General features: G+C 68.4%; 1 protein-coding gene. It reads right to left on the bottom strand.

The features are described 5' to 3' along the window. Positions 1-564: c-type cytochrome (locus IM725_RS20045; RefSeq protein ID WP_193782398.1), on the bottom strand; the 564-nt coding region annotated here is incomplete at its 3' end. Between the last annotated feature and the right edge of the window lie 49 nt (positions 565-613).

Genomic DNA, 613 nt, shown 5'->3' with positions numbered 1-613 from the left:
GCAGCCGCCCCTGCGGCCAGCGCCGCCGGCGGCCGGACGCTGGGGTTCGGGGAACTTCGCGCCGGCGGCATTGGCCATGTAGACCACGCCGCGGGCGACCTCGACGTCGTCGAACTCGCCGCCGCCCTGGGCGGGCATGGCGTTCTTGCCCTTCAGGGCGGAATTGATCAGCGAGTCCAGGCCGGTCTTGATGCGCGGCGCCCAGGCGGTGGCATCGCCGAACTTGGGGGCGCCGGCGGCGCCGGTGCTGTGGCAGGTGGTGCACTGGGCCTTGAACACTTCCTCGCCGGTGCGCAGGGGCCGGTTGGGGTCCTTGATCTCGACCGTGCCCACCTTGCGGATGCGCAGGGCGATGTCACGCTCCAGGTCCTGGGGCGTCACGCCGCCCAGCGCCTGGCGCTCGGCCTGGGTGCTGCCGGCCGGCTTGTTCTCAGCCGTGACGTAGGCGACGAAGCCGATGATCGCGAAGACCGGGATGACGAAGGCGAAGAAGACGGCCAGCAGCAGCTGCTTGGGATTCTTGATGGGGCCGGTGTGCGCTTCTTCGTGGGCGTTATCGCTCATGTCTTCCTCAAAGTTGAAGGGAGGTGGCTGTGCAAAAACAACCTTCGAT

This window comes from Ramlibacter aquaticus (assembly GCF_015159745.1).
Taxonomy (GTDB): domain Bacteria; phylum Pseudomonadota; class Gammaproteobacteria; order Burkholderiales; family Burkholderiaceae_C; genus Ramlibacter; species Ramlibacter aquaticus.
This window is presented reverse-complemented; position numbering and strand designations above follow the sequence as displayed.